This is a genomic window from Variovorax sp. Soil_C_12, from assembly GCF_057657375.1.
This window is the reverse complement of the sequence record NZ_JBDGIO010000003.1, coordinates 221,959-246,897: the sequence shown is the minus strand read 5'-3', so window position 1 is coordinate 246,897 and position 24,939 is coordinate 221,959. Positions and strand designations below refer to the sequence as shown.

Below are 24,939 nucleotides of genomic sequence, written 5' to 3'. Positions count from 1 at the left end.
TCAGCGCATCAGTGCATCAGCGCAGCTGGCCGTTGAGATAGGGCTCGGGGTCGACCGCAACGCCCTGCTTGCGCAGCTCGAAGTGCAGCTTGACGCGGTCGGCGCCGCTGTTGCCCATCTCGGCGATCTTCTGGCCCTGGCGCACCACGTCCTTCTCCTTCACCAGGATCTGCTGCGCGTGCGCGTAGGCGCTGAGGAAGGTGTCGTTGTGCTTCACGATCACCATGTTGCCGTAGCCGCGAAGCTCGCTGCCGACATAGACGACGCGCCCATCGGCCGCGGCGAGGATCGCATCGCCCGGACTGCCCGCGATGTCCAGGCCCTTGTTGTTCTTGCCGTCGTAGCGCGACAGCGTGGGCCCGGCGGCGGGCCGAATGAAGGCGGCCGGCGCCGGTGGTGGTGGCTTGACTGTGGGAGCAGGGCCAGGGGGAAACGGCCGCTGGGGCGGGAGAGGCGTGGTGCTGCAGGCCACCAGGCCGGCGGCCGCGACGACCATGAGGCCGGCGCGGAGAACGTAGGTCTTGGATTGCATGGCGCTTTTTCGAACTCATTTTGCGGCGGTGGTTCCCGCTCGTGCGTAGGACCGCGGCGGTTTTTCAGGGCTGAAGGCCCTGCGGTGCACGCGCCGCGCCGCGTGACTCGCGCGATGCCGGCGCGCTCATCTATTTCAGCGGGATCGGTATCGCGCGGTCGATGGGCACCGCCGTGATGCTGTTCTTGGGCGAGCCTTCGACCAGGCGATCGGAGTAGGTCAGGTAGACCAGCGTGTTGCGCGAGGCGTCCACCATGCGCACCACGCGCAGGCGCTTGAAGAGGATGGAGAGCCGTTCGCTGTACACCTCTTCACGCTTGGGCAGCGGCTGGGTCACGCGCACCGGCCCGACCTGGCGGCAGGCGATGGAGGCCTCGGCCTTGTCCTCGGCCAGGCCGAAGGCCCCGGAGATACCGCCGGTCCTGGCGCGCGAGACATAGCAGGTCACGCCGCTGACCTTGGGATCGTCGTAGGCCTCGACCACGATCTTGTGGTCCGGGCCGATCAGCTTGAAGGCGGTGTCGACTTCGCCCACCTGCTCGGCCTGCGCCTGCGCGGCCAGCAGCAGGGCGGCGCAGCAAAGCGTGGCGCGCAGGTGCTTCATACGATGTCGAGCGTGTGGACGCGGTCGAAGCTGCCGCGGCGCCGGTCCTCGAAGTAATGGGTGAGCGCCTCCCGCACCGTGCGGAAGGCGATTTCGTCCCAGGGGACCTCTTCCTCGGTGAAGAGGCGGGCCTCGATGGTCTCGTGGCCGGGGTCGAACTTGTCGCTCAAAAGGCGCGCCCGGTAGAACAGGTGCACCTGGCCCACGCGCACCACGCTCATCACCGCGAACAGGCCTTCCATCTCGTACTCGGCGCCGGCCTCCTCGTCGGTCTCGCGCGCTGCGCCCTGCGCGGTGGTCTCGTTGAGCTCCATGAAGCCGGCCGGCAGCGTCCACTTGCCCCAGCGCGGCTCGATGTTGCGCTTGCACAGCAGCACCCGGTCGCCCAGCACGGGGATGGTGCCGACCACGTTGAGCGGGTTCTCGTAGTGCACCGTGTGGCAGGCCGGGCAGACGGCGCGCTCGCGCGTGTCGCCGTCGTCGGGGATGCGGTAGACCACGGCGGTGCCGCAGTTCTTGCAGTGCTTGATGGGGACGCGCAGGAGCATCGGGCGTGGGCCGGCGGGTTGGTTCAGGCCACCTTGACGGTGAGCGTGGGCAGGCCGGCGACCTGGCCGACCAGGGTGTCGCCGGCCACTACGGCGGCAACGCCTTCCGGGGTGCCGGTGAAGATCAGGTCGCCGGGCTGCAGCTCCCAGGCGGCCGAGAGGTGCTCGATGGTCTCGGCCATGTTCCAGATCAGCTTGCTCACATTGCTGCGCTGGCGGTCCTGGCCGTTGACTTGCAGCGAGATCTCGGCGTGCTCGATGTCGCCGGCCTGGGCCGCCGGCACGATCGGGCCGGTGGGCGCGCTCTGCTCGAAGCTCTTGCCGATGTCCCAGGGGCGGCCCTGCTTCTTCATGTCGCCCTGCAGGTCGCGGCGCGTCATGTCCAGGCCCACGGCGTAGCCGAAGATGTGCTTCATCGCATCGGCGGCCTTGATGTTCTTGCCGCCGGTGCCGATCGCCGCGACCAACTCGATCTCGTGGTGCAGGTTCTTGGTCAAGGTCGGGTAGGCCATGGTGCCGGTCGTCCCGGCATCGACCACCACCACGGCATCGGCCGGCTTCATGAAGAAGAAGGGCGGCTCACGACCGGTAAAGCCCATTTCCTTGGCGTGCTCTTCGTAGTTGCGGCCGACACAGTAGATGCGGTGCACGGGGAAGCGGGCAGCCTGGCCGACCACCGGCAGGGACACCGGTGCCGGCGGGGTGAAGACGTATTCGGAAGCCATGGCGCGGAAAGTCCTTTTCGAGCGAAAGCGGCAGTTTGCCAGAGGGCGCGGGGCACCGCCGGGCTTTTGGCCCCGCCGGGGCGCCGGCGCTATGCTCGGGGCCATGATGAAGCTCTACAACTACTTCCGTTCCTCCGCTTCGTTCCGGGTCCGTATCGCGCTCAATCTCAAGGGCCTGGACTACGACTACCTCCCGGTGCACATCGCCCGCGGCGAGCACAAGACGGGGCCCTTCTCGGCCATCTCGCCCGACATGCTGGTGCCGCTGCTGGAAGACGACGGCGAGCGCTTCACGCAGTCGATGGCGATCATCGAGTACCTGGACGAGATCCACCCCGAGCCCGCGCTGCTGCCGCACGACCCCGTGGGCCGTGCGCACGTGCGGGCGCTGGCGCAAACGGTCGCCTGCGAGATCCACCCGCTCAACAACCTGCGCGTGCTCAAGTACCTGGTGCGCGAGCTCAAGCTCGGCGACGACGCCAAGAACACCTGGTATCGCCACTGGGTGCGCGAGGGCATGCTGGCCTTCGAGCGCCAACTCGCGCTGCGCCCGGCCAGCCTCTACTGCTGGGGCGACACGCCCACGCTGGCCGACTGCTGCCTGGTGCCGCAGGTCTTCAACGGCCAGCGCTTCGACTGCGACTTCAGCGGGCTGCCGCGCACCATGGCCGCCTTCGAGGCCTGCATGCAGCTCGACGCCTTCCAGCGCGCCCAGCCCTCGCGCTGCCCCGACGCGGAGCCTTGAGCATGCTGCCGGCCGAGCGGCTGGTGCCCGACTGGCCCGCGCCCCCAGGGGTGCATGCGCTGTGTACCACGCGCGAGGGTGGGGGCTCCGGTGGCGCGTGGCGAAGCCTCAACCTCGGCGATCACGTGGGCGACGCGCCGGCCGACGTGGCGGCCAACCGTGCGCTGCTGCGCGAGGCGATCGGTGCGCGGCCGGTGTTCCTTCAGCAGGTGCACGGCACCCGGCTGCTGGCGCTGCAAGCCGACACGCCCGACGGCGGGACGGCCGACGCCTGCACCACCACTGCGAGCGGCATCGCCTGCACCATCATGGTCGCCGACTGTCTGCCGGTGCTTTTCACCGATGGCCGTGGCCGCCGCGTGGCTGCCGCCCATGCCGGCTGGCGCGGCCTGGCCGCCGGTGTGCTGGAGGAGGCCGTCGGCACCTTCGCGCCCGAGGCCGGTCCCGAGGAACTCATGGCCTGGCTCGGCCCCTGCATCGGCCCCGAGGCCTTCGAGGTCGGGGACGAGGTCCGGGCGGCCTTCGAAGCGGCCGCGCCGCAAGCCGCCCAGTGCTTCAAGCCTGGCCCGGCTCCCGGCAAATGGCTGGCGGATCTCGCAGGCCTGGCGCGCCAGCGCCTGCAGGCGGTGGGCGTCGTGCAGCTTTACGGCAACGACGGCAGCGCCGCCTGGTGCACCGTGAACAACCCGTTACGTTTTTTCTCGCACCGGCGGGACCGCGTCAGCGGCCGTTTCGCTGCCTGCATCTGGCGTGATTGAGGTTGGTGCTGCCGCTCGCATGGCGGCCTCTCGTTCGGCGGCCTCGCGTGCGCGGATGGCCTTGCGGCGCCCCGGTGCGCCCATCAGGTAAACCACCAGTGCCACCGGCGCCAAGCCATAGAGTAGAAAGGTGAAGACCGCACCGAGCACCGTGCCGTTGGTGTTGGTGGCCTCGGCCACCGCCATCATGAGAGCGACATACAGCCAGGCGATGACGACGAGGTGCATAGGCGAGGTTTTCAGGAAGGTATAACGGGCTTTTGCTGGCTGGGCCCTTCCGGATGCAGCATACTCAAAAGCCGATACGACAAGGTGAGGAACCAGGAGACGACATGAGACAAGAACAACAGGCCGCGGCCGACGCCACTTTCGCGCCGTTTCAACAGGCGCTGACGCAGGGTTGGGAGAAGGCGCTGGAGGCCTTCCAGTCGCTCGGCAAGGCCCCCCAGGCCGACATGCCCTGGGACATGCCCCGCTTCTCCTTCTCCGCCTCCAGGCTCCAGGAACTGCAGCGGCACTACATCGAAGAGGCCACCGAGCTGTGGCGCCAGGACATCGCGGCACGCACCCACGGCGACCGGCGCTTCGCGGCCGAGGCCTGGGGCAGCAATCCGGTGGCAGCCTTCTCGGCGGCGGTCTACCTGCTCAACACGCGCACGCTGCTCGGCATGGCCGAAGCCGTCGAAGGCGACGCCAAGACCCGCGCCCGCCTGCGCTTTGCGGTCGAGCAGTGGGTGGCAGCCTCGTCGCCCAGCAACTACCTGGCCTTCAATGCCGAGGCGCAGAAGAAGGCGCTCGAAAGCCAGGGCGAGAGCATCGCCAAGGGCATCCAGAACCTGCTGAAGGACGTGCAGCAGGGCCATCTCAGCATGACCGACGAGAGCGCCTTCGAGGTCGGCCGCAACGTGGCCACCACCGAGGGCGCCGTGGTGTTCGAGAACGAGCTGTTCCAACTGCTCGAATACAAGCCGCTGACGGCCAAGGTCTACGAGCGGCCGCTGCTGCTGGTGCCGCCCTGCATCAACAAGTTCTACATCCTCGACCTGCAGCCCGAGAACTCGCTGATCCGCTACGCGGTCGAGCAGGGCCACCGCACGTTCGTGGTGAGCTGGCGCAATCCCGATGCCTCGATGAGCCAGTACACCTGGGACGACTACATCGAGGACGCCGCGATCAAGGCGATCCAGGTCACTCGCGAGATCACGGGCCAGGACAAGAAGGGCGGCCAGATCGACACGCTGGGCTTCTGCGTCGGCGGCACCATCCTGTCGACCGCGCTGGCCGTGCTGGCGGCACGCGGCGAGCAGCCCGCGTCCTCCGTCACGCTGCTGACCACGCTGCTGGACTTCGAGGACACCGGCATCCTCGACATCTTCATCGACGAGGGCTTCGTGCGCTTTCGCGAGATGCAGATGAACGCGGGCGGCCTGCTGCCCGGCAGCGAACTGGCGTCCACCTTCAGCTTCCTGCGCCCCAACGATCTCGTGTGGAACTACGTGGTGGGCAACTACCTCAAGGGCGAGACCCCGCCGCCCTTCGACCTCTTGTACTGGAACAGCGACGCCACCAACCTGCCCGGCCCCATGTACTGCTGGTACCTGCGCAACACCTACCACGAGAACAAGCTGGCCGTGCCCGGCGCGCTCACCGTGGCCGGCGAGCAGGTCGACCTGGGCCGCATCGAGGCGCCGGTCTACCTCTACGGCTCGCGCGAGGACCACATCGTGCCCATCGGCGGCGCCTATGCGTCGACGCAACTGCTCAAGGGCAAGAAGCGCTTCGTCATGGGGGCCTCGGGCCACATCGCCGGCGTGATCAACCCGCCGGCCAAGAAGAAGCGCAGCCACTGGATTCGTGCCGACGGCAAGCTGCCGAAGACCCAGGCCGAATGGCTGGCCGGTGCCACCGAGCACCCCGGCAGCTGGTGGACCGACTGGTCCAACTGGCTCAAGACCCACGCGGGCAAGCAGATCCCTGCCCCGAAGTCCTACGGCAAGGGCAGCGCCTACAAGGCGATCGAGTCCGCGCCGGGCCGCTACGTCAAGGCGCGAGCCTGACCTTCACCTCAACTTTTTTGTTCAAGCCTCGGAGAGCACACACCATGGAAGACATCGTCATCGTTTCGGCCGCACGCACGGCCGTGGGCAAGTTCGGCGGATCGCTGGCCAACATCGCGGCCACGGAGCTCGGCTCGATCGTGATCAAGGAAGTGCTCGAGCGCGCCAAGGTCGGCAGCGACCAGATCGGCGAAGTCATCATGGGCCAGGTGCTCACGGCAGGCAGCGGCCAGAACCCGGCGCGCCAGGCACTGCTGAAGAGCGGCATCACCAACTCAACGCCGGCGCTCACCATCAACGCCGTCTGCGGTTCGGGCCTGAAGGCCGTGATGCTGGCCGCGCAGGCCGTGGCCACCGGCGACAGCGAGATCGTCGTGGCGGGCGGGCAGGAGAGCATGAGCCTCGCGCCGCACGTGCTGCCCAACTCGCGCAACGGCCAGCGCATGGGCGACTGGAAGCTGGTCGACTCGATGATCGTCGACGGCCTGTGGGACGTGTACAACCAGTACCACATGGGCATCACGGCCGAGAACGTGGCCAAGAAGTACGACATCAGCCGCGCCGCGCAGGACGAGCTCGCCCTCGCCAGCCAGACCAAGGCCGCCGCTGCACAGGACGCCGGCAAGTTCAAGGACGAGATCGTCGCCGTCAACATCCCGCAGAAGAAGGGCGACCCGGTCGTCTTCGCCCAGGACGAGTTCATCAACCGCAAGACCAGCGCCGAAGGCCTGGCCGGCCTGCGCCCCGCCTTCGACAAGGCCGGCGGCGTGACGGCGGGCAATGCCTCCGGCCTCAACGACGGCGCTGCCGCCGTCCTGGTGATGACCGCCAAGAAGGCGGCCGCGCTGGGCCTGAAGCCGCTGGGCCGCATCGCCAGCTACGCCAGCACCGGCCTCGACCCGGCCTTCATGGGCATGGGCCCAGTGCCGGCCTCGCAGAAGGCGCTGCAGCGCGCCGGCTGGAAGCCGCAGGACCTCGACGTGCTCGAGATCAACGAGGCCTTCGCCGCCCAGGCCTGCGCCGTCAACCGCGAGATGGGCTGGGACACCAACAAGGTCAACGTGAACGGCGGCGCGATCGCCATCGGCCACCCGATCGGCGCCTCGGGCTGCCGCATCCTGGTGACGCTGCTGCACGAGATGCAGCGCCAGAACGCGAAGAAGGGCATCGCCTCGCTGTGCATCGGCGGCGGCATGGGGGTCGCGCTCACGATCGAGCGCTGAGTCGTCCTGCTGTTTGCGAAAGCGCCGCGCTCATTCGCGGCGCTTTTTTTTGCGCCGAGGAATGCGGTCACTTGACCTTCGAGGTCATTGCGACGCGCTTGCGGCCCATGCGGGCGTCGCGGCCGGCGTGGCTTCCGCGGTGCAGCAGGTGGGCAACTCGGTCGGCGTGGCGCTGATCGGCATCCTTTTCTATGCGGGCTGGGCGAAGCCGCAGTTCGCCTTCGTCGCCTCGTCGGCTTACCTGCTGCTGCTCGCGCTGGCGGTCGCGCTGCTGTTCCAGCGCATGGTGCGCGCGCCTCAGCCGGCGCGCGCCTCCTGCGCGGCGTAGTGCGCGCACAGCGTGTCGACCAGCGCCTGCGCATAGGTGGGCAGTGCGGCGCGGTCGCGCACCAGCAGGTAGCGCTCGCGCACGCACCACGGGTCGCTGAGCTCGATCAGCGCCAGCTTCATGCTCTCGAGGTTGCGGCGCGCGGCCGACTCCGGCACCACGCCGATGCCGACGCCGCTGGCGATCATGCGGCACATGGCATCGAAGCTGCCGAGCTGGATGCGCAGTTTCTGGCTCTTGCCCAGGCTCTCGGTGATTTGCGCCAGGAAGGCCTGCAGCGTGCTGCCCGGCTGCATGCCCACCGCGTCCTCGTCCAGCGTCTCGGCGAAGGCGATGCGCCGCCGCCGTGCGAAGCGGTGCTTGCGCGCGGTCACGAGCGCCAGTCGGTCGGTGCTGAAGTGGATCGCCTCCAGGCCCAGCGTGTCGATGAGGCCGGCGACGATGCCGATGTCGGCGCGGCCGTCGAGCACGCCGTGCGGGATCTGTGCGTTCGGTTTCTCCTGAAGGTCGATGTTGATGCGCGGATGGCGCGCCAGAAAGCCGGGCAGGATCTCGGGCAGGAAGTCGCTCACGGCGGTGGTGTTGGCGAACACCCGCAGATGGCCGCGCAGGCCGCCGCCGTATTCTTTGAGCTCGGCACCGAGCTGGCCGGCCTGGTGAAGCACCATGCGCGCGTGGTGGAGGAAGGCCTCGCCCGGCGGCAGCAGGCGCACGCCGCGGGCCTCCCGCGCCAGCAGCGCAAGGCCCGCTTGCGCCTCCAGCGCCTTGATGCGGGCGCTCGCCGCGGCCAGCGACAGGTGCTGGCGCTCGGCCGCGCGCGTGAGGCTGCCCAGCTCGGCGGCGGCGACGAAGAGGCGCAGATCGGTCAGGTCGAATTGCATGGCAGCGGCATCCTAGCAAGCCTTCGGAATTTCTGAAGGCTCGATCTCGAAATCGCAGATTGCGCGTGGGCCGGGCCATGGCCACCATGCAGGGCAGGGCGCGACACCGGATCCGTCCTTCGTTCGCCGGGATGCAGCGAGAACGACATCACCGCATTGCGCGCAACGAAAGCGATCTGAAGTGGCCCCCATGACATCACCCACCGAAACCCTCGCGCGCTTTGCCTCCGGCCTTCGCTTCGGCGATATCCCGGCGCCGGTCGTGCGTCGTGCCGAGGAACTGCTGGTCGACTGGTTCGGCTCGGCCATCGCCGGGCATGGCGCGCGGCCGGTCGAGACCATCGCCGCCTTCGCACGCGCGATGGGACCCGCGGCCGGGCCCAGCGAAGTGCTGATGGGCCGCACGCGCAGCAGCCCGTACTTCGCGGCCATGGTCAACGCCGCGGCCTCCCACGTGGCCGAGCAGGACGATGTTCACAACGGCTCGGTCTTCCATCCGGCGACAGTGGTGTTCCCGGTCGCGCTGGCCTTGGCCCAGGCCCTGGGCGCGAGCGGCGAGCGCTTGCTGGCGGCTGCGGCCGCGGGCTACGAGGTCGGCATCCGCGTGGGCGAATTCCTCGGGCGCTCGCACTACAAGGTATTCCACACCACCGGCACGGCCGGCACGCTCGCGGCGGCGGCCACCGCCGGCCACCTGCTGGGGCTGGACGCCGCCCGCATGCAGCATGCCTTCGGCTCGGCCGGCACGCAGGCGGCGGGACTGTGGGAGTTCCTGCGCACCGCGGCCGATTCCAAGCCACTGCACACGGCGCATGCGGCCGCCGCCGGGCTGATGGCTGCGACGCTGGCGCGTGACGGCTTCACCGGGGCGCAGCAGATCCTCGAGGGTGCGCAAGGCCTGGCCGCGGGCATGTCGCAGGACGCCGACCCGCAGCGCCTGGTCGATGGCCTGGGCACGCGCTGGGCGCTGGCGGAAACTTCCTTCAAGTACCACGCCTCCTGCCGCCATACGCACCCGGCCGCCGATGCGCTGCTGCTGGTGATGCGCGAGCACGGGCTGCGCGCGGAGGATCTGGAGCAGGTGAGCACGCATGTGCACCAGGGGGCCATCGACGTGCTGGGGCCTGTGGTCGATCCGGCCACGGTGCATCAGTCGAAGTTCTCGATGGGCACGGTGCTCGCGCTGGCGGCGCGCTTCGGCCAGGCCGGCCTCGCCGAGTTCGACGCCCATTTCCGCGATGCCGAGACCCAGGCCCTGCGCGACTGCGTGCGGATGGAACTCGATGCCGAGGTGGATGCGGCCTATCCGAAACGCTGGATCGGGAAGGTCACGGTGCATACCCGCGACGGCCGCGTGCTGAAGGGCCGCGTCGACGAGCCCAAGGGCGACCCCGGCAACACGCTCAGCCGCGAGGAGATCGATGCAAAGGCCCTGCGCCTCGCCGCCTTCAGCGGCGGTGCGAGCGAGGGAGAGATGCAAGCGGCCCTGGAGCGGCTCTGGCACGTTGCGCGTGCGCCCGCCGTCGGCATGTTGCTGGAGCCCCGTCGCCCGGGGGCAAGGTGATCCGCGCGGCGGGCGTGCAGGCGGAGTAGACCGCACGGGCCCGAGGACGCTCAGTCGCCGAACTCGATCAGCACGGGCTGGTGGTCCGAGGCTTGCGTCCGGAGGTCGACTTCCATGCGCCGCACGCGCGGTGCAAGGGCATTGCTGACGAACACGAAGTCGAATGCGGCGGGGACCTTGCCGTAGGTCTTGTCGAACAGCTTGAAGGTGGGGTCGTGGGGCCGTTCGGGATGCGCCAGCGGCCAGGCGTCCTGCAGCCGCTGGTCGGGCGCCCCGCCGGCCGGCAGCGAGGGGGCCGTGAAAGGCTCCTGAATTTCGGCATGCGCCGGGTCGCCAACCTCCATGTTGAAGTCACCGCAGAGGATCGCCTGCTGCGTGTGCGGCTTGGGCTGGAAGGGCGAGTCGTCGAACTCCGCGGCCGGCGGCGCGGCCGCCTGCTCGCAAGCCTCGATGTGCAGGGCGCGCAGGGTTTGGGCCTGCGCCCTGCGCTGTACCGACGAGTAGTACTCGAGGTGCGTGGTCATCACGCGCACGGTGCCCAGCTCGGGGCTGGTCAGGGTCACGACCGTGCACATGCGCGGCATGCTGCTCACGGTGGGATCGGGCGGCCAGGGCAGGGGATGGTGCCTGACCAGCGACACGGGCAGACGGGTGGCGATCAGGTTGCCGAAGCGCTGCGGGTGGCCCTCGCGGTCGAATTCATCGACCGCCGCACCGAAGAAGAGCCGGAAGCCCGGCAGCAGCGCCTGCAGCTCGGCCGGCTGGTCGCCGGGCGCACCGGGCATGCCGTCGTAGCCCGATGCGATTTCCTGCAGGCACAGCACGTCGAAGTCATCCATCGCGCGCGCGCCGTCGACGATACGTTTGGTACTCACATGGCCGTCGAGGCCGCGGCACCATTGCGTGTTCCAGGTCACGAGTTTCATAGGATGCCTGCCTTCCTTGATCTCGAACTCGGTATATGAGCCCGGCTTGTGACACCCCGTTGCATTGAGGGGTCAGTGTTTTCCTGAGCCGGGAGCCGTGAGAAACTTCGCTACAGTGAATCGCGCCTCTTCAGGCGCGTCAACATCGAGGGAAAAATCATGAGCAAAAGAGTTGCATACGTCACCGGCGGCATGGGAGGCATCGGTACGGCGATCTGCCAGCGCCTGCACAAGGATGGCTTCACGGTGATCGCAGGCTGCGGCCCCACGCGCGATCACGCCAAGTGGCTGGCAGAACAGAAGGCGCTGGGCTACGAGTTCCACGCCTCGGTCGGCAACGTCGGCGACTGGGAGTCCACGGTGGAGGCATTCACCAAGTCCAAGGCCGAGCATGGCAGCATCGACGTGCTGGTCAACAATGCCGGCATCACGCGCGACCGCATGTTCCTCAAGATGACGCCCGAGGACTGGAGTGCGGTGATCGAGACCAACCTCAACAGCATGTTCAACGTCACCAAGCAGGTGGTGGGCGACATGGTCGAGAAGGGCTGGGGCCGCATCATCAACATCAGCTCGGTCAACGGTGCCAAGGGCCAGGCCGGCCAGACCAACTACTCGGCCGCCAAGGCCGGGATGCACGGCTTCACGATGGCGCTGGCGCAGGAGCTGGCCGCCAAGGGCGTGACGGTGAACACCGTGAGCCCGGGCTACATCGGCACCGACATGGTCCGCGCCATCCGCCAGGAAGTGCTCGACAAGATCGTGAGCACCATCCCCGTCAAGCGGCTGGGCGAGCCCAGCGAGATCGCCTCGATCATCGCCTGGCTCGCGACCGATGAGGGCGGCTACTCGACCGGCGCTGACTTCTCGGTCAACGGCGGCCTGCACATGCACTGAGGCGCGCGTCCGACGCCCGCCCGAAAAGACCCGCCTGGCGGGTCTTTTTTCTTGGTGACGCGCGCACCGGGAAGATGGCGGGGCATTGAGGCGGTCCGGGGCCTCGCTCTTGCACAATGCAAGGCGATGCCCCACAGCGTTTCCCTCATCAACACCGTCGCGGCCGGCCTGGGCCTGGCCCTGCTGCTGGGCTTCCTGGCGGCGTGGCTGCGGCTGCCGGCGCTGGTGGGCTACCTGCTCGCGGGCGTGATCATCGGCCCCTTCACGCCAGGCTTCGTGGCCGACGCGAGCATCGCCGCGCAGTTGGCCGAGATCGGCGTGATGCTGCTGATGTTCGGCGTCGGGCTGCATTTCTCGCTCGATGACCTGCTCGCGGTGCGCAAGATCGCGCTGCCCGGCGCGCTGGTGCAGATCGTGGTGGCCACGCTGCTCGGCGCGGCACTGGCGAGCTGGTGGGGCTGGAGCCCGGGCGGCGCGCTGGTCTTCGGACTGGCGCTCTCGGTGGCGAGCACGGTGGTGCTGCTGCGCGCGCTCGAAAGCCTGGGGCTGCTCGACTCCTTCACCGGCCGCATCGCCGTGGGCTGGCTGGTCGTGGAAGACCTCGCGATGGTGCTGGTGCTGGTGCTGCTGCCACCGCTGGCCGAGGCGCTCGGCGGCGGCGCGGCGCGCACGGATGCGGCGCCGCTCTGGCAGACGCTGGGGCTCACGCTGCTGCAGGTCGGCGGCTTCGTGGTCCTGATGCTGGTGGTGGGACGCCGCGTCTTCCCATGGCTTCTTTGGCAGGTCACGCGCACCGGCTCGCGCGAGCTGTTCACGCTGTGCGTGGTGGCCGCGGCGGTGAGCATCGCCTTCGCGTCGGCGGCGCTCTTCGGCGTGTCCTTCGCGCTCGGCGCCTTCTTCGCCGGCATGGTGATGCGCGAGTCCGAGTTCAGCCATCGGGCGGCGCAGGAATCATTGCCGCTGCGCGACGCCTTCGCGGTGCTGTTCTTCGTCTCCGTCGGCATGCTGTTCAACCCCGCGGTGCTCATCGAGCGGCCGTTGCAGGTGCTGGCCGTCGTGCTGGTGATCGTGGTGGGCAAGTCGGTCGCGGCCTGCGTCCTGGTGCTGCTGCTTCGCTATCCCTTGGGCACGGCGCTGACGGTGAGCGCGAGCCTGGCGCAAATCGGCGAGTTCTCTTTCATCCTGGCGGCGCTGGGGGTTTCGCTGGGCCTGCTGCCGCAGGAGGGCCAGAGCCTGCTGCTGGCGGGGGCGCTGATCTCCATCGCGACCAACCCGCTGTGGTTCAGCCTGATCGGGCCGCTACAGAGATGGCTGCACGCGTATTCGCGCCTCGCGCGCGGGCTGGCCCAGCGCGAGGATCCGCTGGCCGAGCTGCCGATGAGCACCGAGGAGAAATACCTGTCGCGCCAAGTGGTGCTGGTCGGCTATGGCCGTGTCGGCCGCCGCATCGCGGCGGAACTGATGGCCCACGACCTCCCGTTCGTGGTGGCGGAGCAGAACCGCGAGCTGGTCGAGAAGCTGCGGGGCGAGGGCATGGCGGCGGTGTGGGGCGATGCGGCCGATCCGGCGGTGCTGATCCAGGCGCACATCGCGCGGGCCCGCGTGCTGGTGGTCGCCACCGCCGACGCGATCAACGTGCGGCAGATGATCGAGGCGGCGCGCACCCTGAATCCGGCGATCCAGACGGTCATCCGCAGCCACAACGAGGACGAGGCGCGGCTGCTGACGCAGGAGGTGGCGGCCACCGTCTTCCTGGGCGAGCAGGAACTGGCGCAATCGATGGCGCGCGCGGTGCTCAGCCGTGCTGCCGCTCCCGCCTGAGGGCCGGCGTCAGAGGTCTTCGATGACCAGCCGGCAATAGCGCTCGGCCACCGAGTAGGGCACCGTGCGCACCACTTCCATGAGGCGCTCGGCCGCCGCCCGGTTCTCGGTCTTGACCAGCAGGCCGGTGTGTCCCTCCTGCGCCAGCTTGGTGTAGACCCGCACGGTCGCGCCGTCGGTGCCGGCGGAGGGCAGCGGGGTGTCGGCGTCGTCCCGGACGGTCGGCGAGATCTGGGCCAGCATCGTCTTGGGCGGGATCAGGTAGACCTCGTCGCCGCTGAAGCCCTTGTCGATCAATTGATGTCCGACGAGGTTCGCGTCCTCCGCTTTCGGAAACATCACCATCGAATGGCCGGTCGGGTAGAAGGCGCCCCCGAAGGCTGCGCACATGTGGGAGTCGAGGACGAAGTGCTTCATGGTGCCTCCTCAATCACGCTTATTGCTGGAGAAACCAGCTTAGGCTTCACCGCAGCTGCATGCTGTAGGAAAAGCCCGTAGCTGCCGATGGAACACGTTTGACTGCTGAGCGCTTTTGGGATTCGCCAAGAATACTACTTTTCGTCACATTTGCGACAAAGCGTGAAATTGTCGCTGGCTCGGGCGGGGCCCGGTGCATAGGATCGAAGCGCTCACTTGGACCACCTCTGCCAACCTCATGTCGCAACTGCGAAATATCGCGCTCACCGTGCACGAACTCGAAGAGGGGGAGTTCTATTGGGTATTGATGGAAGGTACCGACTACGCCATGGAGGATGCGCTTCCCTATCTGCCGCTCGAATCCGCGAGCGATCCGCAGGCGAGCTACGCCAACGCGTTGGTGGCCGGCGTCGCGGCCATACGAAAGCTGTTCGGCAAGGACGGTCCGCGCACCTGAAGCGACAGGCCGGCGACAGGGCCGGCGCGGCGCTCAGGAGGTGACGCGCTCGTCCGTCGAAAGCGGCCACCAGCGGCGCCACCACGGGCGCTTGGGTTCGGGGGCTGCGGCGGAGGCGTTGGCGATCAGTTCGGCGGCCATCGAGGCGCGCACGCGTTCTCGCAGGGCGGTCTCGTACGCGTGCGCGGGCGCCCGCGCACTGCGGTCGCCGCGCAGGGCCAGGCGCCTCCAGGCATGGGCCTGTTCTGCGAGTTCCGCATCGCTCAGGTCGTCAGGGTGGGGCAATTGCTGCGTCATGCTGAACGAGATTGTGCCGCGCTCGCGGGCGCGGAGCATTCCAATTCTCCAGCCAGGTGTCGCCTTGCGACAGAAAGAAAAAAAGCCGGGACCATGCATTTCGCATGACCCCGGCCTCGCGCGTCGAGCGCGATGGTGCTTACAGCGCGAGCTGCTGGCCGCGAGCGGCGGCGCGGGCCTCGGCGCGCACCGTCGCGCGGTCGACCGTGCTGGCCAGCACCGGAGCGACGCCTTGGCCGTAGCCCTCGGCGTAGGGGTTGACGGTGTGTGCGGCTGCGACAGCCTCGTTGCGCACGCCGGTGCGGTCGGTCGAGGCAGTCAGCACAGGCGCGACGCGCGACGAGACGGCTTCGGCATAGGGGTTCTCGCTGCGCGCGGCGACGACGGCCTGGGCACGCACTTCGGAGCGGCTGTTGGCCGACACCGGCGCATGCACGCCTTCGTAGGTTTCGGCATGGGCGCCGACCGCGGCGAGAAGCGAGAGAGCGGCGGCAGCGATGATCTTCGAGGTCTTCATTTCAGTTCCTTGCAGTGACTTGGATTGATTCGAACCGGTCTTGGGTGGGGTCGTCGCCCGGAGGGGGCGGCCACCTCGCTCGGTGCCCTGTTCACTCAGAACAGTGAATGGCTGCTCTGTGGGATGAAGTTTGCCTTCAAAACTAGGTAAAAACCCTAGCCATTGGGAATCACGGCGTTTTCATGACGGAAACAATCGGGCCGGATGGCCCGGGTCCGAGCGCCGCGCCTGCGGCCCGCTTCACGAGGGGCAGGAGGCGGTCGGCTTGCCGAATAAAGGTGGGCGGGGCCGAGCTCAGGCGCCGTTGTGCTGTTGCGCCGTGTTCAGATCGCGGCTGATCAGACGGGTCAGCGCATCGAGCTCGCGGGCCAGGCGCAGTGCTTCAGCACGTGCTTTCTCGTCGCCCTGCTGCATGCGCACGAGATGTTGCTCGAAGGCGTCCGACAGCTTCGTCCATCGTTCGAACGATGTGTCGATAGGCGTCAGCGAGTCCTGCATGGTTGCCTCCAGTTCGCAATTCTGCGAGGCCTTGGCATCGACGCTCGCGAAGTTGCGAAGCCAAAGACTACACAAAGCGGCCACTCATGGCGATGGCAGGGGTGGGAAACGCTGGCTGCTTTCTGCAACTTCTTCCCGGTTTAAGCGACTGTCGAGATTCGGGCCGGCAGCGCCGGACGCCAGCCGCGGCCCCCAGGGGTGTCCCGTGCTTTTTTCGTGAAATGCAACACACAGAATAGTAGCCTGTAAGTACTACATGTAATTACAATTGGCTACATGCATTCACGTCCCGAGACGAAGTCGAACCCGCCGTCCTGCCGGTGCTGCGGAGGCGTCCTTGTCCTATAGGGTGCTCCAGCGCGTGGCCAAGGGACCACTTCCGATGATCTTCACCTCGATGGAGGACATCGAGGCGCTGCGTATCCTGAGGGATGGCGGCTGGGTCAAGGCCTCGTTCTCGGCGCCTCCTGGCCGCAAGGGAACGGCGACGGTGACGGAACTGACCCCGCTGGGCCGGTTCGCGATGCAGTTCGTGCAACCCGACGATAAGGAGATGCCATGAGAGTCTTCCTCTGCCTGCTGGTCAGTGCCATGGTCTTCGCCGCCTGCCTCGGCGGCTGGTGGTTCTACTGGCCGGTCTGGCAGGTGGAGGCCCGGGTGAAGAGCCTGCTGCCCGAACCGGCGACTGCGAGCTTCTCCGGCGTCGTCTACAACAAGAAGACCGGCACGGCCTGCGGCTACGTCAGCGCGTCGGACCCGCGCGGCGGTCCTGCCGACAAGACGCATTTCATCCTGATGCCCGATGGCGAGCTGCGCCTCGATCCGAAGGATCCGATTCGCGGCAGCACGCTGCAACAGCTCGAGAGCCTCCGCAGGCACGCCGACTATCTGTCGCTGGCCTACGCGCGCTGCCAGGTGGGCTGAGCTTCTTGGGTCAAGGGCGGCACAGGCACCTGCATGGGCGCCAATGCCGATATGGCCGTGCGACGTTGGGCGGCCTGGCGCAAGGCCTCGGCCAGCTGATCGAGGCCGAAGGGTTTGCACAGCCAGACGGAGCCGGCGATGGGCCTGTCCGGAGCCTCGCTCGCCGTCGCGAAGATGATCGGCAGCGCGCAGCGAGCTTGCAGCTTGTCGGCGAGTTCCAGACCGGAGAGGGCCGGCAGCCCGATATCGGCCATCAGCACATCGAAGGCGCCTTCGAGGAAACGATCGAGCGCGCCTTCGGCGCTGCGCACCCCCGTGGCCCAGTGACCCAGCAACTCGAGTGCTTCGAGAGATGCCTCCAGGACCTCGGGGTCGTCTTCCACCACCAGCACGCGCAAACTGCAGCATGCATCGGTTGGACATGCGGCGTCGCTGGTCATCTGGGGATCCTCCGAGTCTGCAGAGAATTCTGAGCATCGGCGCGATCACAAGGACGCTGTGTAGGAGCGCGCCGCAATTCGCAGAGCGCGGCCATTGCCGGGGCCGAGGGCCGCACGCCGATCACCGATCAGCGCGAGAAGGTCTTGCGCTGCCGTACCCGATAGGGCCAGTGCCGCGGCGACAGCGCCCGCGCGAAGCGCAGCATGTCGCGCCCCACCCGATAGGACCAATAGCCCGGATCGCCGCCGTCGATCCGCGCCAGCAGTTGGCCCATGGGCAGCCCCGACAGCGCATGCGACTCGTTGGTCAGGTGCGACTGGTCGAAGTAGCCGTGCGCCAGCGCGAGGCTGCTGAGCGCATCGGGCGCCAGCAGCGCCTCGCCCAGCATGGAGCCGAAGCGTGCCACCCGGTGGTACTGCTTGGGGCCGACGCCGAGCGTGGCGGTGAAATGGCGTGTGAACTGGCGCGTGCCCAGGCCGGCTTCGCGTGCCGCGTCGCGCGGTCCGCGATGGCGACTGGCCAGAGGTCCTGGGGAACGGGCGGCAACCGGGGCGCGTGGTGGAGCAGGGCGGACGACGGGCCAGCGGTGCGCTTCCTCAGCCCAGGGCCTGCGTGGCGACGGACATCGAGCGCCAGGCCGGATCCAGCGTCAGCGCCTTGCGCGCTTCCTGTTCCAGCGCCGCGTCGAGCTGCGCGAAGAACTGGATCTCGCCGGCGACGCTGGTCGCGATCGGAACGCCGCCCTGGTAGAGCACGCGCGAGCCCGGCACGCGCGGCACCCGGTTGCCCGGCAGCACGCTGCCCAGCAGGTTGGCGGGGTCGGCGGCCGAGAGGCAGACCAGGCTGGCATCCGGCGGCTGCCGGCGCACGTTGCGCATCAGGCCGATGGCCTCCGGCAGCGCGAACTGTTCGCCCGACAGGCCGGCGATGAAGCGGCCGCCGCGGATCTCGCCGCGGGCCTCCAGCCGCCGGTAGGTGCGCACCAGCTCGCGCCAGGGCGGCAGCCACCCGGCCTCGCGCTCGATCAGGTGCCAGCACATCACGCCATAGCGCCGCAGCAGCACGCGTGCGACCTGCTCGAGGGCACCTGAAGCGGAGTTCTCGCTCCCCGCCGAGGACGGCCGCGCCGGCGACCAGCGCCCCGCATCCTCGATGCCGAACAGGGCGCCGCGCCGGCGCCGATGGGACGCGTGGGACGGCGAGCGCTTGGAGGCGGGTACCAGCAGGGCCCGCAGGCCCGCATAGCTGTCGCAGCGCACGCGGCCGCGCGCCACCAGTTCGGACAGCGCGTCCTCGAGCTCGGTGCCCAGCAGGCGCGCGCCGTCCGCGATCTCGTCGAAGAAGGAGGCGCCATGCTCGCCCAGCCAGGCCGCCACGCGCTGCGCGCGCGAGCCGAGCGTCGCATCGTCGGCGGGCACCGGCGCGAGCTGGGTCCACAGTGCGGCGCTGCGGCGCGGCAGCAGCAGGATCGGGGTGGTGCGCAGGGAGCTGCCGGCGCGGCCGGTCCGGCTCTCGGGCGCGTTCGGGCGCAAGCGCGTCCACATCACACGGCCCGCAGTGCAGAGATCGTCGAGCCAGGCGCTCGCGTAGTCGTTGACGCGGGCCGGCAGCAGCTCGGCCTCCCACAGCGCGGCCGGCGCCTCATAGCCTTCGAGCTGGGCCAGCACACCGGCCAGCGCGTCGGGGCCGCTGACCCTGGAGGCGGCGCTCACGTGCTGCCATTCGAAGAGGAAGCGCGCGAAGTCGCGCGGCTCGACCGGCTCGATCTCGCGCCGCAGGCGCTTGAGCGTGTAGCGGTGGATACGGGCCAGCAGATGGCGCTCGCACCATTCGGGCTCCGCGGCGCCGGGCGTGAAGCGGCCCTGCAACAGCAGGCCTTCGCTTTGCAGTCCGAGCAGCGCGGTTTCCAGCTCGGCTTCGGGCAGTCGAAGCTGTTGCGCCAGCACGCGCGTGGACACCGGTCCCAGCCCGCCCAGCCGCGATTGCAGCATCTCCCGCATCGCCTCGTCGCGCGTCGACGGGCCCTGCGCATATTCGGCGGGCGGCTCGATGGCGGGCTGCAGGCCGGCAGAGGGATAGAGCACGCGTGCAAGCGACATGCGTTCGGCCGCCACCCACAGGCCCGCACCCTTGCCGTCCGCCGCCAAAAGGCGGATCGCGCGGCCGGCATCGGCCAGCGCTGCGAGCCAGGGCTTCCAGGCCGCATCGCGCGCGACCTCCTCGTCCGTGAGCGCGGCCAGGCCGTTCAGCGCTTCGTGCATCTCGTCCGCGTGGCGTGGGCGGGGCCAGGCTTCCTCCCGCACGCTCTCGATCGCCTCCGCGTCGAGGCGGCCCAGGTCGTCCGCGCTCTCCGGATCGGTGTAGCGCCGGCTCTGCACGGCCTGTGTGCGCCGCTCTTCCAGCGGCGCGTCGTCAAGGAAGGCATAGGGCCGCGCGTTCAGCACCTCGGCCGCGAGCGGGGAGGGCGCGGGCAGGTCGCGCGCCGTCACCTGCACTTCGCCCGCTTCCATGCGACGCAGCAGGCGCAGCCAGCCTTCGGCATCCATCGCCTCGTGCAGGCAGTCGTCCAGCGTCTGCGCGACCAGCGGATGGTCGGGGATGTCGCGCTCGCCGGCCAGGTTCTCGGCGCAGGCCACCTGGTCGGGGAACACGCTGGCCAGCAGGTCCTCGGACTTCATGCGCTGCAGCTGCGGCGGCACCTTGCGGCCCCCGACGAAGCGCGGCAACGCCAGCGCGGTGGTTGCGTTCCAGCGCCAGCGCACGCCGAACAGCGGCGCGTCCAGCAGGGCCTGCACCAGCACGCCCTGCGCGGTGGCCGAATGCAGGTAGCGGGCGACCTCGTCGAGCGCGAAGCTGTGGCTGGTCGACAGCGACAGCACGATCGCGTCCTCGGTCGCTGCGGCCTGGAGCTCGAAGTTGAACTTGCGGCAGAAGCGCTTGCGCAGCGCCAGACCCCAGGCCCGGTTGAGCCGGCTGCCGAAGGGCGAATGGATGACCAACTGCATGCCGCCCGATTCGTCGAAGAAGCGCTCCAAGACGATCTGGCGCTGGCTCGGCAGCACGCCCAGCACGGCGAGGGTGCGCGCGAGATGGTCGACCAGCTGGCGTGCGGCGTCTTCGGACAGCGCGATGGCCGCCTGCAGCCAGCGCACGGCGTCGTCGGCACCGTGCGCGGCAATGCGTTCGCCGAGCGCCTCGCGCAGCCGCGAAACGCCGAAGGACAGCTCCTCGCTGCGCCCCGGCGCCTCGCCCAGCCAGAAGGGGATGTTGGGCGCGGCGCCCTGCGCGTCCTCCACGCGCACGCGGCCCGGCTCGATGCGCAGGATGCGGTAGCTGGTGTTGCCGAGCTGGAACACATCGCCGGCCAGGCTCTCGACCGCAAAGTCCTCGTTCACCGTGCCGATCTGGTGGGCCTGCGGCTCGAGCACCACGCTGTAGTCGCCGGTCTCGGGGATGGTGCCGCCGGAGGTCAGGGCCGTGAGGCGGGCGCCGCGGCGCTCGCGCAGCCGGTGGTGCACTGCGTCCTTGTGCACATAGCCTGCGCGCGGGCCGTTGCGGGTGGCGAAGCCGTCGACCAGCATGCGCACGATGGCGTCGTACCGCTCGCGCGCGAGTTGCGCGTAGGGCCAGGCGCGGCGCACGAGGGCGAAGAGCGCGTCCTCGTCCCATTCGCGGCACGCAGTCTCGGCCACGATCTGCTGCGCGAGCACGTCCAGCGGGGCGGCCGGCACGCGCAGGGCATCGAGCTCGCCGCGGCGGATGCAGTCCAGCAGGGCCGCGCACTCGACCAGCTCGTCGCGCGACTGCGGGAAGAGGCGCGCCTTGGGCGTGCCGCCCACCGCATGGCCCGAGCGCCCGGCGCGCTGCAGGAAGGTGGCGATGGAGCGGGGCGAGCCCAGCTGGCACACCAGGTCGACGTCACCAATGTCCAGGCCCAGCTCGAGCGAGGCGGTCGCCACCAGCACCTGCAGCTCGCCGCGCTTGAGGCGCTGCTCGGCATCGAGACGCGCCTCCTTCGCGAGGCTGCCGTGGTGCGCGGCCACCGCTTCCTTGCCCAGGCGCTCGCCGAGGTGGCGCGCGGCGCGCTCGGCCATGCGGCGCGTGTTGACGAAGACCAGCGTGGTGCGATGCAGCAGCACCAGCTCGGCCACGCGCGCGTAGACCTGGTCCCATTGCTCGTGGGTCATCACCGCGCCCAGCGGCTGCGGCGGCAGCTCGAGGGCGAGGTCGCGTTCCTTGGCGTAGCCGATGTCGACGATCTCGCAGTCGGCCACGCCGTCATGCACGTGCCCCGCGCCCACCAGGAAGCGCGCGACCTCGTCGACCGGCTTCTGCGTGGCCGACAGGCCGATGCGCGTGAGCCGCCGGGCCGCTCCCAAGGCGAATTCCGCAGCCGAAGGCGAAGGTACTCCAGGGAGCGGCCGGTCGCACAGCGACTGCAGCCGCTCCAGCGAGAGCGCGAGGTGGCTGCCGCGCTTGCCGGCGGCGATGGCGTGGATCTCGTCGACGATCACCGTGCGCACCGTCGACAGCATGCCCCGGCCCGAGGCCGAGCCGAGCAGCACGTAGAGCGACTCGGGCGTGGTCACGAGGATGTGCGGCGGCTGGCGCAGGCTCTGCTGGCGGTCCCTGGAGGGGGTGTCGCCGGTGCGCACCGCGCTGCGGATCTGCACGTCCGGCAGGCCCAGCTTGGCCAGCTCGGCACGGATGCCCGCCAGCGGCGCCTCGAGGTTCAGGCGGATGTCGTTGGACAGCGCCTTGAGCGGCGAGACGTACACCACCGAGGTCTCGTCGGGCAGGCCGCCGGGTGCCAGGCCCTGGCGCACCAGCCCGTCCAGCGCGGCGAGGAAGGCGGTCAGCGTCTTGCCCGATCCGGTCGGGGCCGCGACCAGCGTGTGACGCCCGGCGCGGATGGGCGGCCAGGCGGCCTTCTGCGCTTCGGTGGGAGCGGGAAAGCTGCGGCTGAACCAGCCGCTGACGGCAGGATGGAAATCGGCGAGGGGCACGGGCGGAGAGCAGGTGAGGGCGGCCGCACGGCGGCCGCTGCCGAAGCATGTTACGCGGCTGCGGCGAAGTCTGCGATCCCTGGGAAATCGGGCCTGCGGCGCAGATCTCAACCAACACGGCGAGCATGGTCTTGCCCGCTGCCGCGCAAAAAACCACGCGATCTGCCATCGCCGTGACAAAGCATCAGCTTCTGGTCAGCGTTCCGTCTATTTCTTCACGCGCTTCCCGGCGGAATCGGCGCAAACTACGTCCATGGTTTCTCTGGGGGATTGCTGCAAAGGCAATCATTGAGCTCGCTTCGGCGAGCTCTTTTTTTTGTCCGGCCCGACGCAATGCGGGCCATGCCCGCGCCGTTCCCACGTTCGTCCGGGTCCGGGACTTCGGCAGGACAAAAGTACCAGGCTTTTCAGGGTCGCCCCGGTACTTATCGATCGGAAAGGAAAGGGCATTCCTTCCATGTGCTCGCGTCGCTGGTGCGGTCCAATTTGAAAACAAAAGGAATACAGCGTCGAGGTCGGCATGTGCCAGCCTTCCGGCGCTCATCAAGGACGCACATGACCGCAATCACCGGCTCCAACGGCAATGACCTTCTCACCGGCACGGCCGGCAGCGACACCATCAACAGCGGCAATGGGGACGACAGCGTCACCGGCGGAGCCGGGAACGATTCATTGAATGGTGGCGCGGGCAACGACACGCTCGATGGCGGCAGCGGCAGCGACCAGCTCAACGGGGGATCGGGGAACGACACCCTGGTCTACAACGTCAGCGAAAACATCGCAGCGGGCACCAAAGACGTGTACACGGGCGGGGCGGGCGTCGATACGCTCGAGCTCCAGCTCACGCGGGCGCAGTGGCTGGACTCTGCCACCCAGACGCAGATCGCCGCCTATCTGGCCCATCTGGCTGCGGTGACCAACACCAGGACCGGCGAGGTTTCCAGTGGCTCGGCCAGCGATTTCGTTTTCAGATTCGGGTCGTCGACGCTGACGGTCCAGATGACGGAAGTCCTGAGAGTCCTCGTGGACGGCGTCGAGGTGAATCCGGCCAACGAGGCGGTGAGGGCGCTGGGCGATGCGGGAACGGCGACTGAAGAGGGCACGGGGGTGCAGGTCCACGTGCTGCAGAACGATGTGGTCCCCGACCTGGTCAAGAGCTTGACGCTGGCCTCGGCTCCGGCCCACGGGACAGCAACGCTCGTCCAGCCGGCGATGGACGACCCATCGACCTGGTATTTCCAGTATCAGCCCCGTTCGGCCGATTTCCAGCACTTGGCGGCGGGCGAGAGCGCGACCGATACCTTCACCTATGAGGTGACGGATGCCGACGGAGGCACAAGTGTGGCCACGGTGACCATCACCATCACCGGCACCAACGACGGTCCTGTGATCACGGCGCAGGACCTAGCGGGCGCGGTGAGCGAGCAGCTTGCGCCGGCGGGCCAGCTGAGCGACAGCGGCGTCATCGGCTTCGGCGATGCGGACCTGAGCGATGTTCATCTGGTGAGCGCCACGGGCACGCCGATCGGCAGCGTGCTGGGCAGCCTGACGGCGGTCATGGACAGCGACAGCACAGGCACCGGTACGGGCGGGCAGCTCACCTGGACCTACACCGTGGACGCGACGGCCGTCGAGTACCTGGCTGCAGGCGAGACACGGGTCGAGAGCTTCACCATCACGCTGGACGACCAGCACGGCGGCCTCGCCACCCGGCAGATCGACGTGACCATCACCGGTACCAATGACGTGCCGGCGATCAGCGCAGCGGACGCGAGCGGGGCAGTGACCGAGGACGCGGCGACGCCGACCCTGAGCGACAGCGGCACGATCAGTTTCGACGACGTGGACCTGAGCGATGCGCACAGCGTCAGCGTGGCGGTCGATCCGGGCAACACGCTGGGCGGGGTGCTGACGGCCGTCGTCGGCGACGCGGCCACGGGTGCTGGCGACGGCACCGTGAGCTGGAACTACAGCGTCTCCAACGCGGCCACGCAGCACTTGGTCGCGGGCCAGACGGTCACGGAGAACTTCACCGTGCGCATCGGCGACGGTCATGGGGGCGCGGTTGATCAGCAAGTCACGGTGACCATCACTGGAACTAACGATGTGCCGGTGATCGGTGGCGTGGCCAGCGGTGCGGTGAGCGAGGATGCTTCGACGCCGAACCTGAGCACCAGCGGTGCGCTGACGATCGCCGATGTCGACCAAGGCCAGTCAAACTTCACGCCGCAGGCGAGCACCGCCGGCAGCAACGGCTACGGCAGCTTCACGCTGGCGGCCGATGGGAACTGGAGCTACACGGCCAACAACAGCCAGGCGGCGATCCAACAGTTGGGCGCGAATCAATCGCTCAGCGACAGCTTCACTGCCGTCTCGTCCGACGGCACGGCCAGCCAGGTGGTGACTGTGACCATCACCGGAACCAACGATGTGCCAGTGATCGGGGGCGTGGCGAGCGATGCGGTGAGTGAGGACGCCTCGACTCCGAACCTGAGCACCAGCGGTGCGCTGACGATCGCTGATGTCGACCAAGGTCAGTCGAACTTCGCGCCCCAAGCAAGCACGACCGGGACCAATGGCTACGGCAGCTTCACGCTGGCGGCCGACGGGGCTTGGACGTATGGGGCCGACAACAGCCAAAGCGCGATCCAGCAACTGGGCACCGGCCAGTCGATCAGCGACAGCTTCACCGCGGTGTCCTCCGATGGGACAGCGAGCCAGGTGGTCACCGTGACCATCATCGGAACCAACGACGTGCCGGTGATCGGCGGCG

General features: G+C 68.7%; 26 protein-coding genes. 12 read left to right on the top strand and 14 right to left on the bottom strand.

The window, feature by feature from the left end:
• Window positions 1-16 precede the first annotated feature (16 nt).
• From AC3A6X_RS09850 to AC3A6X_RS09835, 4 genes are all read right to left on the bottom strand, one after another.
• Window positions 17-532: a M23 peptidase family protein gene (locus AC3A6X_RS09850; protein WP_487842021.1), complete on the bottom strand. Its 516-nt coding sequence runs from the start codon at window positions 530-532 to the stop codon at window positions 17-19.
• 130 nt (window positions 533-662) lie between these two features.
• Complete coding sequence (locus AC3A6X_RS09845; protein WP_309971633.1) at window positions 663-1,136, bottom strand: CreA family protein; 474 nt, start codon at window positions 1,134-1,136, stop codon at window positions 663-665.
• Entirely contained in the window at window positions 1,133-1,684 is a 552-nt protein-coding gene (locus AC3A6X_RS09840; RefSeq protein ID WP_487842020.1) for an NUDIX hydrolase, read from the bottom strand. The genes AC3A6X_RS09845 and AC3A6X_RS09840 overlap by 4 nt, the downstream gene beginning before the upstream one ends.
• Window positions 1,685-1,707: 23 nt before the next feature.
• Window positions 1,708-2,409 (bottom strand): fumarylacetoacetate hydrolase family protein, encoded by a 702-nt coding sequence (locus AC3A6X_RS09835; RefSeq protein WP_487842019.1) that lies wholly within the window; start codon window positions 2,407-2,409, stop codon window positions 1,708-1,710.
• 106 nt (window positions 2,410-2,515) lie between these two features.
• On the opposite strand from AC3A6X_RS09835, the gene maiA reads away from it, so the two are divergent.
• Both maiA and pgeF read left to right on the top strand, forming a co-directional pair.
• Window positions 2,516-3,154, top strand: a complete 639-nt coding sequence (maiA, locus tag AC3A6X_RS09830; RefSeq protein WP_487842423.1) for a maleylacetoacetate isomerase — start codon at window positions 2,516-2,518, stop codon at window positions 3,152-3,154.
• 2 nt (window positions 3,155-3,156) lie between these two features.
• Complete coding sequence (gene pgeF, locus AC3A6X_RS09825; RefSeq protein ID WP_487842018.1) at window positions 3,157-3,912, top strand: peptidoglycan editing factor PgeF; 756 nt, start codon at window positions 3,157-3,159, stop codon at window positions 3,910-3,912.
• Here pgeF and AC3A6X_RS09820 read toward each other — a convergent pair.
• Window positions 3,844-4,140, bottom strand: coding sequence for a hypothetical protein (locus tag AC3A6X_RS09820; RefSeq protein WP_487842017.1), 297 nt, complete (start codon window positions 4,138-4,140; stop codon window positions 3,844-3,846). The genes pgeF and AC3A6X_RS09820 overlap by 69 nt on opposite strands.
• A 104-nt stretch (window positions 4,141-4,244) precedes the next feature.
• Between AC3A6X_RS09820 and phaC the strand changes: the two genes are divergently transcribed.
• The 3 genes from phaC (at window position 4,245) to AC3A6X_RS09805 (ending at window position 7,520) form a co-directional block, all read left to right on the top strand.
• Entirely contained in the window at window positions 4,245-5,969 is a 1,725-nt protein-coding gene (phaC, locus tag AC3A6X_RS09815) for a class I poly(R)-hydroxyalkanoic acid synthase (protein ID WP_487842016.1), read from the top strand.
• Window positions 5,970-6,013: 44 nt separating this feature from the next.
• The gene (locus AC3A6X_RS09810) at window positions 6,014-7,192 is read left to right on the top strand and encodes an acetyl-CoA C-acetyltransferase (RefSeq protein WP_487842015.1); all 1,179 of its coding nucleotides are present in this window, start codon (window positions 6,014-6,016) and stop codon (window positions 7,190-7,192) included.
• 61 nt (window positions 7,193-7,253) lie between these two features.
• Complete coding sequence (locus AC3A6X_RS09805) at window positions 7,254-7,520, top strand: hypothetical protein (RefSeq protein ID WP_487842014.1); 267 nt, start codon at window positions 7,254-7,256, stop codon at window positions 7,518-7,520.
• Here AC3A6X_RS09805 and AC3A6X_RS09800 read toward each other — a convergent pair.
• The gene (locus AC3A6X_RS09800; protein WP_487842013.1) at window positions 7,490-8,401 is read right to left on the bottom strand and encodes a LysR family transcriptional regulator; all 912 of its coding nucleotides are present in this window, start codon (window positions 8,399-8,401) and stop codon (window positions 7,490-7,492) included. The two genes, AC3A6X_RS09805 and AC3A6X_RS09800, sit on opposite strands and share 31 nt — an antisense overlap.
• A gap of 190 nt (window positions 8,402-8,591) precedes the next feature.
• On the opposite strand from AC3A6X_RS09800, the gene AC3A6X_RS09795 reads away from it, so the two are divergent.
• Window positions 8,592-9,965: an MmgE/PrpD family protein gene (locus tag AC3A6X_RS09795; protein ID WP_487842012.1), complete on the top strand. Its 1,374-nt coding sequence runs from the start codon at window positions 8,592-8,594 to the stop codon at window positions 9,963-9,965.
• 50 nt (window positions 9,966-10,015) lie between these two features.
• Here AC3A6X_RS09795 and AC3A6X_RS09790 read toward each other — a convergent pair whose 3' ends face one another.
• The gene (locus tag AC3A6X_RS09790) at window positions 10,016-10,891 is read right to left on the bottom strand and encodes an endonuclease/exonuclease/phosphatase family protein (RefSeq protein ID WP_487842011.1); all 876 of its coding nucleotides are present in this window, start codon (window positions 10,889-10,891) and stop codon (window positions 10,016-10,018) included.
• Window positions 10,892-11,050: 159 nt separating this feature from the next.
• Between AC3A6X_RS09790 and phbB the strand changes: the two genes are divergently transcribed.
• On the top strand, window positions 11,051-11,788 hold the full coding sequence (gene phbB, locus AC3A6X_RS09785) for a Rossmann-fold NAD(P)-binding domain-containing protein (protein WP_487842010.1): 738 nt from the start codon (window positions 11,051-11,053) through the stop codon (window positions 11,786-11,788).
• A 126-nt stretch (window positions 11,789-11,914) separates the two neighbouring features.
• Window positions 11,915-13,609 carry a cation:proton antiporter domain-containing protein gene (locus tag AC3A6X_RS09780; protein ID WP_487842009.1) on the top strand — a complete coding sequence of 565 codons (1,695 nt, stop codon included), beginning with the start codon at window positions 11,915-11,917 and terminating at the stop codon, window positions 13,607-13,609.
• A gap of 9 nt (window positions 13,610-13,618) precedes the next feature.
• On the opposite strand, the gene AC3A6X_RS09775 is transcribed toward AC3A6X_RS09780, so the two are convergent.
• Window positions 13,619-14,026 carry a hypothetical protein gene (locus AC3A6X_RS09775; protein WP_487842008.1) on the bottom strand — a complete coding sequence of 136 codons (408 nt, stop codon included), beginning with the start codon at window positions 14,024-14,026 and terminating at the stop codon, window positions 13,619-13,621.
• A gap of 238 nt (window positions 14,027-14,264) precedes the next feature.
• On the opposite strand from AC3A6X_RS09775, the gene AC3A6X_RS09770 reads away from it, so the two are divergent.
• Window positions 14,265-14,483, top strand: coding sequence for a hypothetical protein (locus AC3A6X_RS09770; protein ID WP_309971612.1), 219 nt, complete (start codon window positions 14,265-14,267; stop codon window positions 14,481-14,483).
• A 33-nt stretch (window positions 14,484-14,516) separates the two neighbouring features.
• Here the strand turns inward: AC3A6X_RS09770 and AC3A6X_RS09765 are convergent, their stop codons facing one another.
• The 3 genes from AC3A6X_RS09765 to AC3A6X_RS09755 form a co-directional block, all read right to left on the bottom strand.
• The gene (locus AC3A6X_RS09765; RefSeq protein WP_309971610.1) at window positions 14,517-14,819 is read right to left on the bottom strand and encodes a hypothetical protein; all 303 of its coding nucleotides are present in this window, start codon (window positions 14,817-14,819) and stop codon (window positions 14,517-14,519) included.
• A 100-nt stretch (window positions 14,820-14,919) separates the two neighbouring features.
• Window positions 14,920-15,297: a helicase SNF2 gene (locus AC3A6X_RS09760; protein WP_487842007.1), complete on the bottom strand. Its 378-nt coding sequence runs from the start codon at window positions 15,295-15,297 to the stop codon at window positions 14,920-14,922.
• Window positions 15,298-15,591: 294 nt separating this feature from the next.
• A complete protein-coding gene (locus tag AC3A6X_RS09755; RefSeq protein WP_487842006.1) occupies window positions 15,592-15,795 on the bottom strand; it encodes a hypothetical protein in 204 nt (67 codons plus the stop codon).
• Window positions 15,796-16,177: 382 nt separating this feature from the next.
• Between AC3A6X_RS09755 and AC3A6X_RS09750 the strand changes: the two genes are divergently transcribed.
• Together AC3A6X_RS09750 and AC3A6X_RS09745 are read left to right on the top strand one after the other, a co-directional pair.
• On the top strand, window positions 16,178-16,357 hold the full coding sequence (locus AC3A6X_RS09750) for a hypothetical protein (RefSeq protein WP_487842005.1): 180 nt from the start codon (window positions 16,178-16,180) through the stop codon (window positions 16,355-16,357).
• Window positions 16,354-16,719 (top strand): hypothetical protein, encoded by a 366-nt coding sequence (locus AC3A6X_RS09745; protein WP_487842004.1) that lies wholly within the window; start codon window positions 16,354-16,356, stop codon window positions 16,717-16,719. The genes AC3A6X_RS09750 and AC3A6X_RS09745 overlap by 4 nt, the downstream gene beginning before the upstream one ends.
• Here AC3A6X_RS09745 and AC3A6X_RS09740 read toward each other — a convergent pair.
• From AC3A6X_RS09740 to AC3A6X_RS09730, 3 genes are all read right to left on the bottom strand, one after another.
• Window positions 16,695-17,159 (bottom strand): response regulator transcription factor, encoded by a 465-nt coding sequence (locus AC3A6X_RS09740; protein WP_487842003.1) that lies wholly within the window; start codon window positions 17,157-17,159, stop codon window positions 16,695-16,697. The two genes, AC3A6X_RS09745 and AC3A6X_RS09740, sit on opposite strands and share 25 nt — an antisense overlap.
• A 128-nt stretch (window positions 17,160-17,287) precedes the next feature.
• The gene (locus AC3A6X_RS09735; protein WP_487842422.1) at window positions 17,288-17,683 is read right to left on the bottom strand and encodes a helix-turn-helix domain-containing protein; all 396 of its coding nucleotides are present in this window, start codon (window positions 17,681-17,683) and stop codon (window positions 17,288-17,290) included.
• A 73-nt stretch (window positions 17,684-17,756) separates the two neighbouring features.
• Window positions 17,757-22,166: a DEAD/DEAH box helicase gene (locus AC3A6X_RS09730; protein WP_487842002.1), complete on the bottom strand. Its 4,410-nt coding sequence runs from the start codon at window positions 22,164-22,166 to the stop codon at window positions 17,757-17,759.
• Between the two features lie 555 nt (window positions 22,167-22,721).
• On the opposite strand from AC3A6X_RS09730, the gene AC3A6X_RS09725 reads away from it, so the two are divergent.
• Window positions 22,722-24,939, top strand: a 2,218-nt coding sequence (locus AC3A6X_RS09725; RefSeq protein WP_487842001.1) for a VCBS domain-containing protein, incomplete at its 3' end; no start/stop codon positions are given.

What these genes read in the sequence shown, in the direction of transcription:
- AC3A6X_RS09850 (WP_487842021.1), bottom strand. Translation starts at nt 532, where the DNA reads ATGCAATCCAAGACCTACGTTCTCCGCGCCGGCCTCATGGTCGTCGCG.
- AC3A6X_RS09845 (WP_309971633.1), bottom strand. Translation starts at nt 1,136, where the DNA reads ATGAAGCACCTGCGCGCCACGCTTTGCTGCGCCGCCCTGCTGCTGGCC.
- AC3A6X_RS09840 (WP_487842020.1), bottom strand. Translation starts at nt 1,684, where the DNA reads ATGCTCCTGCGCGTCCCCATCAAGCACTGCAAGAACTGCGGCACCGCC.
- AC3A6X_RS09835 (WP_487842019.1), bottom strand. Translation starts at nt 2,409, where the DNA reads ATGGCTTCCGAATACGTCTTCACCCCGCCGGCACCGGTGTCCCTGCCG.
- maiA (WP_487842423.1), top strand. Translation starts at nt 2,516, where the DNA reads ATGAAGCTCTACAACTACTTCCGTTCCTCCGCTTCGTTCCGGGTCCGT.
- pgeF (WP_487842018.1), top strand. Translation starts at nt 3,157, where the DNA reads ATGCTGCCGGCCGAGCGGCTGGTGCCCGACTGGCCCGCGCCCCCAGGG.
- AC3A6X_RS09820 (WP_487842017.1), bottom strand. Translation starts at nt 4,140, where the DNA reads ATGCACCTCGTCGTCATCGCCTGGCTGTATGTCGCTCTCATGATGGCG.
- phaC (WP_487842016.1), top strand. Translation starts at nt 4,245, where the DNA reads ATGAGACAAGAACAACAGGCCGCGGCCGACGCCACTTTCGCGCCGTTT.
- AC3A6X_RS09810 (WP_487842015.1), top strand. Translation starts at nt 6,014, where the DNA reads ATGGAAGACATCGTCATCGTTTCGGCCGCACGCACGGCCGTGGGCAAG.
- AC3A6X_RS09805 (WP_487842014.1), top strand. Translation starts at nt 7,254, where the DNA reads ATGCGGTCACTTGACCTTCGAGGTCATTGCGACGCGCTTGCGGCCCAT.
- AC3A6X_RS09800 (WP_487842013.1), bottom strand. Translation starts at nt 8,401, where the DNA reads ATGCAATTCGACCTGACCGATCTGCGCCTCTTCGTCGCCGCCGCCGAG.
- AC3A6X_RS09795 (WP_487842012.1), top strand. Translation starts at nt 8,592, where the DNA reads ATGACATCACCCACCGAAACCCTCGCGCGCTTTGCCTCCGGCCTTCGC.
- AC3A6X_RS09790 (WP_487842011.1), bottom strand. Translation starts at nt 10,891, where the DNA reads ATGAAACTCGTGACCTGGAACACGCAATGGTGCCGCGGCCTCGACGGC.
- phbB (WP_487842010.1), top strand. Translation starts at nt 11,051, where the DNA reads ATGAGCAAAAGAGTTGCATACGTCACCGGCGGCATGGGAGGCATCGGT.
- AC3A6X_RS09780 (WP_487842009.1), top strand. Translation starts at nt 11,915, where the DNA reads ATGCCCCACAGCGTTTCCCTCATCAACACCGTCGCGGCCGGCCTGGGC.
- AC3A6X_RS09775 (WP_487842008.1), bottom strand. Translation starts at nt 14,026, where the DNA reads ATGAAGCACTTCGTCCTCGACTCCCACATGTGCGCAGCCTTCGGGGGC.
- AC3A6X_RS09770 (WP_309971612.1), top strand. Translation starts at nt 14,265, where the DNA reads ATGTCGCAACTGCGAAATATCGCGCTCACCGTGCACGAACTCGAAGAG.
- AC3A6X_RS09765 (WP_309971610.1), bottom strand. Translation starts at nt 14,819, where the DNA reads ATGCTCCGCGCCCGCGAGCGCGGCACAATCTCGTTCAGCATGACGCAG.
- AC3A6X_RS09760 (WP_487842007.1), bottom strand. Translation starts at nt 15,297, where the DNA reads ATGAAGACCTCGAAGATCATCGCTGCCGCCGCTCTCTCGCTTCTCGCC.
- AC3A6X_RS09755 (WP_487842006.1), bottom strand. Translation starts at nt 15,795, where the DNA reads ATGCAGGACTCGCTGACGCCTATCGACACATCGTTCGAACGATGGACG.
- AC3A6X_RS09750 (WP_487842005.1), top strand. Translation starts at nt 16,178, where the DNA reads ATGATCTTCACCTCGATGGAGGACATCGAGGCGCTGCGTATCCTGAGG.
- AC3A6X_RS09745 (WP_487842004.1), top strand. Translation starts at nt 16,354, where the DNA reads ATGAGAGTCTTCCTCTGCCTGCTGGTCAGTGCCATGGTCTTCGCCGCC.
- AC3A6X_RS09740 (WP_487842003.1), bottom strand. Translation starts at nt 17,159, where the DNA reads ATGACCAGCGACGCCGCATGTCCAACCGATGCATGCTGCAGTTTGCGC.